This window comes from Flagellimonas algicola (assembly GCF_005937185.1).
GTDB lineage: Bacteria > Bacteroidota > Bacteroidia > Flavobacteriales > Flavobacteriaceae > Flagellimonas > Flagellimonas algicola.
Window position 1 is genome coordinate 175983 of sequence record NZ_VCNI01000001.1, and the last position, 11350, is coordinate 187332.

At 41.3% G+C, this 11350-nt stretch carries 7 protein-coding genes; all 7 read left to right on the plus strand.

Features of this window, described 5'->3' with window-relative positions; genetic code table 11:
* Positions 1 to 19 precede the first annotated feature (19 nt).
* The 7 genes from FGG15_RS00795 (at position 20) to FGG15_RS00825 (ending at position 11339) form a co-directional block, all read left to right on the plus strand.
* Positions 20 to 1189, plus strand: coding sequence for a M14 family metallopeptidase (locus FGG15_RS00795; protein ID WP_138832212.1), 1170 nt, complete (start codon positions 20 to 22; stop codon positions 1187 to 1189).
* The gene (locus FGG15_RS00800) at positions 1170 to 2732 is read left to right on the plus strand and encodes an N-acyl-D-amino-acid deacylase family protein (protein ID WP_138832214.1); all 1563 of its coding nucleotides are present in this window, start codon (positions 1170 to 1172) and stop codon (positions 2730 to 2732) included. The genes FGG15_RS00795 and FGG15_RS00800 overlap by 20 nt, the downstream gene beginning before the upstream one ends.
* A 36-nt stretch (positions 2733 to 2768) precedes the next feature.
* Complete coding sequence (locus tag FGG15_RS00805) at positions 2769 to 4301, plus strand: glutamate racemase (protein WP_138832216.1); 1533 nt, start codon at positions 2769 to 2771, stop codon at positions 4299 to 4301.
* Positions 4302 to 4321: 20 nt separating this feature from the next.
* Complete coding sequence (locus FGG15_RS00810; RefSeq protein ID WP_138832218.1) at positions 4322 to 5566, plus strand: M14 family metallopeptidase; 1245 nt, start codon at positions 4322 to 4324, stop codon at positions 5564 to 5566.
* Positions 5567 to 5784: 218 nt separating this feature from the next.
* Complete coding sequence (locus FGG15_RS00815) at positions 5785 to 6375, plus strand: sigma-70 family RNA polymerase sigma factor (protein WP_138832220.1); 591 nt, start codon at positions 5785 to 5787, stop codon at positions 6373 to 6375.
* A 123-nt stretch (positions 6376 to 6498) separates the two neighbouring features.
* On the plus strand, positions 6499 to 7623 hold the full coding sequence (locus FGG15_RS00820; protein WP_138832222.1) for a FecR family protein: 1125 nt from the start codon (positions 6499 to 6501) through the stop codon (positions 7621 to 7623).
* 194 nt (positions 7624 to 7817) lie between these two features.
* Complete coding sequence (locus FGG15_RS00825) at positions 7818 to 11339, plus strand: TonB-dependent receptor (protein ID WP_138832224.1); 3522 nt, start codon at positions 7818 to 7820, stop codon at positions 11337 to 11339.
* Positions 11340 to 11350: the final 11 nt, after the last annotated feature.

Genomic DNA, 11350 nt, shown 5'->3' on the forward strand with positions numbered 1-11350 from the left:
CCCATTTTAAATTATCCTAATGTTGACAAGATATCTTTTAAGCTTACTGTGTTTGGTCTTTTTATCGCAAGGCTGCAAACAACAAAACACGGACGATGTTGTTTTTGACACTTCGTTTGCAAGTGCTCGTTTGGCCGATATCGAGAAAACGGCAAACAACAAATTTAAGGCAAACGTTCTTCCGGAATCCGAGCCCATTAATCCAAGTCCATGGTATGCCTTTGCGGTTCAAGCGGAAGATAGCAAGACCGTTCAACTGACTTTGGACTATGGGGAGTATCAACATCGATATGTTCCCAAGGTAAGCTGGGACCAACTGCATTGGACGTCTTTGGACACTGCTCAATTTGTGTTAGATACCCTGAACCATACGGCAACCCTTTTCCTTGAGGTATCTTCAAGAAAACTATATGTGGCTGCCCAGGAAATTGAGACTTCCGCCGACACTTATGCATGGATGGAAAAAATAGTTGGTGAACATCCAGAAATTGAACAACTAGTTGCGGGAAAGACAGTTTTGGATAAAGATAACCTTGCCTTAGTGCATGAACTGACTGATGTAGAAGATTGTATTGTTCTGGTGGCACGTCAGCACCCGCCTGAGATACCCGGCGGAACCATAGGTTTCAAAAGTTTTTACGAAACACTTTTTTCAAACACTGAAATTGCTAAGGCGTTTAGAGAGAACTTCAACATTTACACTTTTCCTTTACTGAATCCTGATGGTGCAGATATGGGGAATTGGAGGCACAATGCTAATGGTGTTGATTTAAATAGGGATTGGATTGATTTTAGCCAACCAGAAACACAAATGGTCAAAGATTTTGTGGAAGGGAAGGTGAAACAAGGTAAAAAAATCCGTTTTGCCTTGGATTTTCATACATCCCATAGCGGTCCCTATATTTTAGTACTTGATTCAATCAACGAGCTAAAAACAGCAGCTATTATTCCTGATTGGATTAAGAAAATTGACTCTTCATTTTCCGCTAAAGTAGAAGTCAGAAGAAGGAGCCAGGAATTGCCTTATTGCTACAATTACTTTTTTAACGTATTTGGAGCTGAGTCGGTTACCTATGAGGATGGAGATGAAACCAACAGGGATACCATTCGAAAAAGAGGTCAGGTATATGCGGAAAAACTCATGCAAACCTTAATGACAAAGCAGAAAAATGGCGCGTTTTCTAACTAAGGCTTTAGTGTTGTGCTTCTGGGTTGTGATCTCTTGCTCCCAACCACAAAAGCAAGTAGACTTGCTTATTGTAGGAGGTCAGGTATTCAATGGAGTCGACGAAGAACCCGCTGAGGTTGCTATTGGGATACAGGGAGATAAAATTATTTGGATAGGAGATGAAATAGCAAATATAGTTGCCCAAAAAACCATAGACGCCAAGGGATTGATTGTTTCTCCCGGATTTATTGACCCGCACACCCATGCAGATAGGGATTTGATCAAACCGGAAACTGCCCATAACCTTTCCTTTCTAAAGCAGGGCGTCACCACGGTGGTTGTTGGCAATGATGGCGATAGTTTTTATCCATTATCCCAATACAAGCAGCTTTATGAAAGTCAGGGAATAGGGACCAATGTAGTTCCATTAGTGGGACATCATGAAGTGATAGAATCAGTCATCGGTAACAGTAATACAAGACCTACGGCAAACCAGGTTAAGCAAATGTGTGCCTTAGTACAGCAGGAAATGGATGCCGGAGCATTTGGTATGTCAACCGGTTTGTATTATGCTCCTGGGAGTTATACCCAAACCTCAGAAGTGGTTGCCCTAGCGGAGGTAGTTGCCAAGAATGGTGGAATCTATGATACTCATCTTCGGGATGAGGGATCTAGTACCATTGGTTTGCTTAATGCAGTTGAAGAAGCCATTGAAATTGGCCGGAAAGCACAGCTCCCCGTTCATATTTCCCATATCAAATGTCTGGGGGTTGATGTATGGAAGCAAAGCGATTCCATTATAGCCCTCGTCAAAAATGCCCAAAAAGAAGGTATTGAGGTTACGGCCAACCAATATCCGTATGATGCTTCGGCCACTAGTTTGAATGCCGCTGTTTCACCCAGGTGGGCCGAGAGTGGGGGTAAAGATTCATTGCTTTATAGGGCACGGGATCCTAAAATTAAAAAGAGGGTATTTGAAGAAACCAAAAAGAACATAACCAAAAGAGGAGGACCAGATAAGTTACTAATTGTAAAATGCGATGATGAACGCTTCTTAGGAAAGACCCTCTTGGATATCTCGAACACATTAAGCATACCGGCCGAAGAAGCGGTTTATGAGGTTTTGGAATCCGGCTATGTGCGTGTGGCCTCTTTCAATATGAACGCATACGACATAAACAATTTTATGAAACAAGAATGGGTGGTCACAGGCTCTGATGGAAATACGGGGCATCCAAGAAAGTATGGCTCTTTTCCAAGAAAATACCACATGTATGTAAAGGAAAAAGGCGTTTTGGATTTGCCTGCATTTATAAATGCCAGCTCTGCCAGAACCGCAGAGATTTTTAGGATTCCGCTTCGGGGTAAATTGAAGGAAGGATTTTACGCGGACATTATTTTGTTTGACCCAGAAACTTTCAAGGATAAAGCAGATTATAGAAATGCTTTTGAATATGCCGAGGGATTGGAGTATTCCATAATCAATGGAAAACTGGCCGTTGAAAAAGGCGAATACACCAACGGATTGTTTGGTAAGGTGTTGAGAAAAGATGATTCAAACTAGTTCAACAATATACAATTGACCCATAAACTAAAAAACATGAAACATTGCTATTTGTTTATTCTGGCCTCGATAGTTATCATAGGTTGCCGGAAGGAGCATAAAAAGGAAACTACGGCAGAGGGCAAAATTGCAGCCAATATAGTCAACACAATTATTGAGGAAGAGGATAGTTTCTATCATATCGATTTCAAAAATTATCCCATCAATGATAAAACGCTGCCCATCGGTGTTTTTGATTCCGGAACGGGAGGATTGACTGTGCTGAAGGCCATTGTTAATTATGATCAAAACAACAATACAACCTACATCCAAGGCAGCGACGGCCAGCTGGATTTTGATCAAGAATCCTTTATTTATTTGGGAGATCAGGCCAATATGCCGTACGGCAACTATTCCGAAGTGGATAAAGTGGGTTTGCTGAAAGAACATATCATCAAGGATGCCCAATTTTTGCTAGGTAACAAATACTATTCCCATGGAGATGACAAAGATGTAAACATGGACAAAAAACCGGTGAAGGCCTTGGTCATTGCCTGTAATACAGCTACCGCTTATGGCAAAGAATATATTGAAGAGTTTCTGAGCAAAGCAAATACAGACATAAAGGTCATAGGTGTAATCGATGCCGGTGTTAGAGGAACTTTGGAAGGATTGGATAAAAGTGAAGATGCGATAATTGGTGTCCTGGCCACGGCCGGAACGGTGTCATCAAAGGGATACCACAATACCATAATGAAGTTGAAGAATGAAATGGGTTATACGGGAAATATTGAGGTGTTTTCCCAGGGAGGAGTTGGCATTGCGGAGGCCGTAGATGAGGATCCAGATTATTTCGATAAAAATTTGACCACACCTAGAAAGGATTACAAAGGCCCTGGACTTGAAGGCAACCTGAAAATTGATAAAACACTTTTCTCGATGTATAATTTTGATTTTGGGGACAATAAAATGCTTTGCGATTCAGAAAAGGTTGATGATTGTTCCATGCTCCAAATTAATGACGCTGAGAATTATGTACGCTATCATTTGGTTTCGCTCTTAGAAAAAATCAGAAAATCCGGAACCAAAAACAAGCTAAAATCTTTGATTTTGGGCTGTACACATTACCCCTATATGACGGAGGAAATCAAAAAGATTCTTGGAGAGCTGTACAATTACCAATCAGAAAATAATGATTATCGATATAGGGCTTTCATGGCCGAAGAAATTAATTTGATAGATCCGGCAGTGGATACAGCGAAAGAACTTTTTGCTCACCTTAAACAGGAATCAATTTTCAATCCAACGGGAAACATTAAGGAAAGTGAATTCTATATTAGCGTGGCCAACCGCGACAATGCAGCAAATGTAATTGACCATACTGGGCGTTTCCCTTACGATTTCAAATATGGAAGAAATGCAGGGCAGATTCAAGAATACGTGAAAATAGTTCCATTCAGTAGGGACAATATTTCAGAAGATATTTTGACACGTTTTCAAAGGCAGATACCCCATGTCTATCAATTGATGCAACATTTTAGTCATACCAGTCAAAAGACACAGCAATTGAAAGAGGAAATCAAGATTTAATCCATCAAACTAAGAAACCAATGAAAAGACAATTTATTTCGAGGATCAAATGGCTTTTAATTGTTCCTGCCATATTGCTTTTTGTCCATTGTTCAGGACCCAAAAGAGTGAAGTTTCCAATACCTGTGGATACCAAGAACAAACCCATTGATCTTCAAATAAAAAAGAGCTATGCATTTGAGGATTTAGGGGTATGGGTCAGCAATGAGTTTGATGGAGCCCGCCTTAATGGGGCGCAAAAACTAAATGATTCAACCATTATTTTACGATTTGAACCGGAGAATACTCCAATAAATAAAAGCCCATATTATGGCTTCAAAGTTTGGTCAGATAGCCCAAAGCAGACCTACTTCCTATTTGACTACCCGGAAGGATTTGACCACCGGTACAAGCCTAAAAGGAAAGAGGATGGCAAGTGGAGTGAAATAGATTCATTGGATTTAGCAGAGACAGAATCTGGGATGATATTAAAGCTGAACTTGAGCCGGGAACCTATTATTGTTGCTGGCCAGGAAATAAATAATTCCAAAGATGTTCAAGAATGGTATAGGGAAGATGTTGTAGGGAATAGGGATTTTGTTCGCGAAGGTAGTGTTGGACAGACTGAACTGGGACGGAACATCCCCGTTTTGGATATTTATCATGGCAATGTTACTGGCAAACCCATTATTGTACTGATGACAAGGCAACACCCTCCAGAGGTGACCGGCTATTTCGCATTCCAAAATTTTTTGACCACCCTTGTTGACCAATCAGAGCTTTCAACCCAATTTTTGAATAAGTACCGGGTCCTGGTTTTTCCAATAATGAATCCAGATGGGGTGGATTTGGGGCATTGGCGACACAATGCCAATGGGGTAGATCTTAACCGGGACTGGTCCAAATACCGTCAACCTGAAATCAAAAATGTGGTTGGGCACTTGCTAAGAACTAGCAAGGAAAGCATGGGTGAAATAATTTTGGGATTGGATTTCCACTCAACCTATGAAGATGTTTTTTACACCAATGAGATACGGGAAGGTACCAGTTTGCCTCATTTTATTGATGATTGGTTTGAGCTACTGGAACAGAATATAGCAGGATATAAGGTAAATGAAGCGGCTTCAAACAGTACTCGTCCTGTTTCTAAAGGTTGGTTTCTTTATGGTCACAACGCAGTTGGTATTACGTATGAGATTGGGGATCATACCCCTAGGGAACGGATTGCGGAAATTGGTGCAACTTCGGCCCAAGCGATGATGAATGTGTTATTGGAAAATAAATAGAAAAAAAGAAAATTTTGTTACATAATTGAAACGGTAATTGCCAATCAAAATCTTGTTGTTCCCTTGGTTTTAGGACATTTAAGGAGATTTATCAGTTTTGACCCCAATATTAAATTATCCTTATGAATCGGTTACAATAATTGTCATTTTTCAATGATAATGACATTTTTTATACATTTATTGCATGAAAATTTCATTTAATCAAGTATTAGATTGAAATGTCAGGCACTAAAGGGAAAACTAACAAACTACTCTTAGCGGAATTCAAAAAAGGAAACAAAAAAGCTTATCGTAAGCTATTTGAACTTTTTTGGGAGCCCATGTTTATTCGTGCCAAATCCATCGTTTTAAATGAAGATGTAGCCAAGGATATTGTCCAGGAAATATGGATCAATTTGTGGCAAAAAAGGGCAAATCTGAACATTATTCATTTTGAAGCATACATCTTCCGTTCGGTCAAATATGGTTGTTTTAAATATTTGAGGGATAACAAACTCAATGCAGTGCATCTGCAAGTATTAGAATCTTTGGAACTGGGGCGTCCGGCAAGGGTGGAAAACCAGCATAACCTGGAACAGACGCAGTTCATCATAGAAAAGTCGTTGACAGAATTATCCCCTAGGTGCCAGCAAATTTTCAGACTTAGTAGAATGGAAGCTGCTTCCAATGAAGAAATTGCCAAAAGATTGGGCATTTCAAAAAGATCCGTGGAAAATCAAATGTCCATTGCACTTAAATCCATCCGCCAGAATCTAAGATTGGCACAGTCCTCACTTACGGCACTTATCACCTTTATCGCAAATCTTTAATTTTTTTCAGCCCTATTGTAGCGCTGATCGGTATCATTCCATTATGTTAAAGAAATGTTAAAATATGTAATTGAATGTGAGTTTCATGGTCTTTCTGGTTCATCCTAGTATAGCGCACGAATTATGCAAGAGAACGAATTCAAAAAATTATTGGACAAATACCTGGACGGCACCATTTCTGATCATGAATTGAAATTGTTGGAAAAATTTAAGGATGACGTCAATCTAGCGAATTTAGAACCCCATTTTAAATCCAAGGCACACAAAAAAGCCGTAAAAGATGCCTTATGGACTTCCATCCATTCGCAAACCCAAGATGACTCCAGGAAAAGAGCTGCCATTTGGAAAATTTCCGCCGCTGCTGCAGCGTTCTTGGCCCTACTTGCTACGGCTTATCTCCTTCTACAGAATACTGCCCAGGAAACCGATATGATTATACCTGAAAACGCAATTACCCTACAACTTGAAAACGGGGATATTCAGGTAATCAGCGAGGATGGCGAAGTGGAAGTACTGGATAAGGATGGCAATGTAATAGGTAAACAAGATGGCGAAAGTATAAAGTATTCAGAAGTAAGTTCCAAGAGAGAATTGGCCTATAACACCTTGACTGTTCCGCAAGGAAAAACCTTTCAACTTCAACTTTCTGATGGCACGATAGCCTACCTTAATGCGGGATCTTCCATAAAATACCCGGTTCAATTTATGGAGGGCGCTCAGCGACAGATTTATGTACAAGGGGAAGCTTTTTTGGATGTTGCCAAGGATCCCAATCATCCATTTGTAGTGAATACCAATGGTTTAAATGTTCGGGTTTTAGGAACTCAATTTAATGTTTCTGCCTATCCGGAGGACGAAACCACGGAGGTAGTCCTTGTGGAAGGAGCAGTAAGTCTATATACAGAAGAGGATGGATACGGTTCGGAAAAAAATGTAAAACTGGAACCAGGATTTAAAGGAAGTTTTGATAAAACCAGCAACCATATTGACACCTCAAAGGTCATAACCAGTTTGTATACCTCCTGGATCAATGGCAAACTGGTGTTCAGGAATATGACCTTTAGCAACATCATGAAGAAATTGGAAAGACATTATGATGTGACCATTGTCAACAACAACAAGGATTTGACCCATGACCTGTTCAATGCCAATTTTGGTAAGGAACCCATAGAAAATGTGCTCATGGAATTAAAGGCCAACTATGGTATTGATTATCAAATTCTGGATGAAAAAATAATCATAGATTAACTAACAAACCGCTAAACTTAAAACACAAAACTGCCTATGGGATAAAATTCAAAAAAGATGTAACCAATTACGAATGATTACTTCTTGTTATGGTCAAAGAAGGCCATAAAAAAATCGGAAAATGCTAGGAACATCTTCCGATTGGTCGGAGTGATTAAACTTAAAAGATTAACCACAATTAACACTATAAAAGTATGAAAAAACTTCTTACACCTAAAAGAAGCCTATTTCCAGTATTTAAATATGACCTAAAAATGAAACTCAGTACGTTGTTCATCTTGGCTGCCTTATTTTCCATGCAGGCCAATGATGCCTACGGACAACGTACGAAAGTGACGCTGGATTTGGACAACGTTTCCGTTGGACAATTAATAGATGAAATTGAAAGTAAAACCGAGTTTGAATTTGTTTACAAGATAAAAGATGTAAACATCGACCGGATTGTATCGATCAAAGTAGATCGGGAGCGCATAAGCAAAGTACTTAACCAGATTTTTCAAAATACCAATACCACCTTCAACCTTAATGACCGGCGGATTTATTTGGTGAAACGCACCGAACCCGAACCAACTTCCCAACCGCAAGAGTCCAATGTGCAGCCCAACCTGCAGTTTACTGTGAACGGAACTGTTACTGACGTGGATGGGCAGCCCTTACCGGGAGCCAGTATCATTGAACAAGGAACAACCAATGGGGTCAGTTCTGATTTTGATGGTAACTATACTATTGAAGTATCCTCTTCGGATGCTGTTTTAGAGGTCTCTTATTTGGGATTCTCCACCCAACAAATAGCCGTTAGTGGACAATCTACCGTGAATGTGCAATTGCAACCCGATGCCGGGAAATTGGCCGAAGTGGTAATCATCGGTTATGGATCTACTACCAAGGAGAAATTTAATGGAGCGGTCTCCAAAGTGGATAGCGAAGCGTTGAACAATTTCTCCACTGCTAATTTTGAGCAGGCTTTGGCAGGGAACGTTTCCGGGATACAAATTCTTGGAAATGGAAAAAACCCAGGGGAGAATTCAGTGGTTCAAATTAGGGGCCTCAACACCCTTACTGCGGGAACAAACCCCTTGATCGTGATAGATGGCAACCCCTTGTCCGAAGGTTCTTCCTTTAGTTCTATCAACACCCAGGACATCGAGTCCGTTAACATTCTAAAGGATGCGGCTTCGGCTGCCATTTATGGATCCAGAGCGTCAAATGGGGTTATCTTGATCACCACCAAAAAAGGAAAAAAGGGGAGCTTAAAAGTTACCTATGACACGTACTACGGATTTCAAGACCGTATTGACAATTTTGAACTGGTGGATGCCTATGATGCCGCTCTATTTGATTCAGACTCCAGAAATTTCGGATATGTTTCAGGAGGTCCGGGACGAAGTGTTTCTGATGACAATGCCACCCGTGATGCCAATGGAGGAGGAAAACGGAGTAGAATTCCTGGATACCTTCAAGGATATCTGGATGGACAAGCTGGACTGACCAATACCAACTGGACGGATGCCGTCTTTCGCACCGCTTCCCAGCAAAACCATTACCTAAACCTAAGCGGTGGTACAGAAAAAACCGATTACTCCATATCCTTTGGCTACTTGGATCAAGAGAACATTATCATGGATTCTGATTACAAGCGCTATACCGCCAATGTGCAACTCAATTCACAGATCAGTGATCGTATTCGCTTTGGGGTTACGTCCAATGTGTCCTTGGTTAATTCCAATCCTACAGGTGAGGCTGGTTGGTCTAACTATGGGTTAGGGGCCAAGGCACAACCAGACCCCAGTTTTTCCATTATTTTGATGCAACCGTATTATCCCATCCACAACCAAGATGGAACCTTTGCCATTGCCAACCAATTGCATGACAACAATGACAATTGGGATGGACCCATTTCGGAAAATACCGTGGCTCAAACTGCATTGACCGACTTTTATGAAAAAAGGGTGCGGGTTTTTGGAAACGCTTATCTTGAGGTGGAACCCTTAGCGGGATTGAAGTTTAAAACTTCCTTGGGAGGGGATTACAATTCCATTTTCACGGAGTTTTTTGCCCCCTCTAACATCGGAAATTATAGAACTCCGGTGGCCAACAATCGCACCCAAGCAATGGAAAGCAATGTAAGAAGGGAAAACTTCATTACAGAGAACCTCCTGACGTATAACAAATCCCTGGACAAACATAATTTTGATGTTCTGTTGGGTTTCAGTTATCAAGAAGAAAATGGGTACAACACCAGATTGGAGAGCAACAACTTTGCAGATGATAACCTGCGCAACATCGCGGGAGCAACCAATCCGTCAGCCGAGGTTAGAAGAAGTAAATGGGCGCTTGAATCCTATTTTACCCGTTTGCAATACGATTATGATGGTAGATATTCCCTTTCGGGATCCTTCAGGCGGGACGGTTCATCCCGTTTTGGTGCCAACACCAAATACGGAAATTTCGCTTCCGTTTCTGCCGGATGGACCTTGAGCAATGAATCATTTTTTCCAGAGGATGCATTGGTAAGCTTTACCAAGTTAAGGGCAAGTTGGGGACAAACAGGAAATAACCAAATAGGGGATTTTGGTTCCATAGCCTTGATCGAACCAGATAATTACGTTGTTGATGGGCAGTTGGTTCCTGGGTCCTATACTGATACCTCACCCAACCCAGATTTGTCCTGGGAAACCAACACAGCACTTAATGTGGGATTGGATCTAGGTATCTTGGATAACAAACTCCTGTTTACAGCGGAATATTACAAATCCAATACCACGGACCTCTTATTGGAAGTACCGGTACCACAGCAATCAGGATTCTCGCAATCATTGCAAAATATTGGCGAATTGGAGAACAAGGGATTTGAATTCGAAATCCGGGGAAATAACTTTGAGATTGGGGAGTTGGGCCTCTCGTTCAACGCCAATATTACCAGTAGTAAAAATGAAGTTTTGGCCTTGGGAGAAGGGCAGGAACAGATTATCCAGAATAATGGAGGGATGGACTTTTTGACCAAAGTGGGCGGAAGCATAGCAGAATTTTACGCGTACGATATCCAAGGTGTTTTCAGGACCCAAGCGGAGATTGATGCAGCCACCATTGCCCCATTGGCCGGTACCGAGGTTGGGGATTACATTGTAAGGGATGCCGATGGAGATGGGCAGATAACCCCAGATGATAGGGTGACCTTGGGCGATTACAATCCTGATTTTACCTATGGTTTTGGGTTTAACCTGAACTATAAAGGTTTTGACTTTAGCGCTCAATTTGCAGGTGTTGAAGGAAGGAAGGTCTCGGACCGCATGGTCTATTTTGCCGAAAGTGGGGAAGGGTTTTTTGTTCCCACCCAGCATTATTTTGACAATTACTACTCGGATCGAAACCCCAATGGTTTCTTTAGAAGACCGGATTTTTCCAGTTTTTCATCTGCCGGTAGGTTGACCCGGGCCTCCAGTCTTTCGGTTTATGATGCGGATTACTTCCGTTTAAGAAGCATGCAAGTGGGATATAACTTCCCCGAAAGTACCACGGCCTATTTGGGCATCGATTTCCTTCGGCTTTACCTGACTGGAAATAACATTTTCAACAGCACTAAATTCAGGGGATATAACCCTGATGCCTTGGATACCAGAGACACCAATAACCAACAGACCTTGACAAGGGGCTGGATCCAGTCTGCAAGTCCGTTGACACGCTTTATAGCGCTTGGATTAAACGTTAAATTTTAAACCAAAAACTT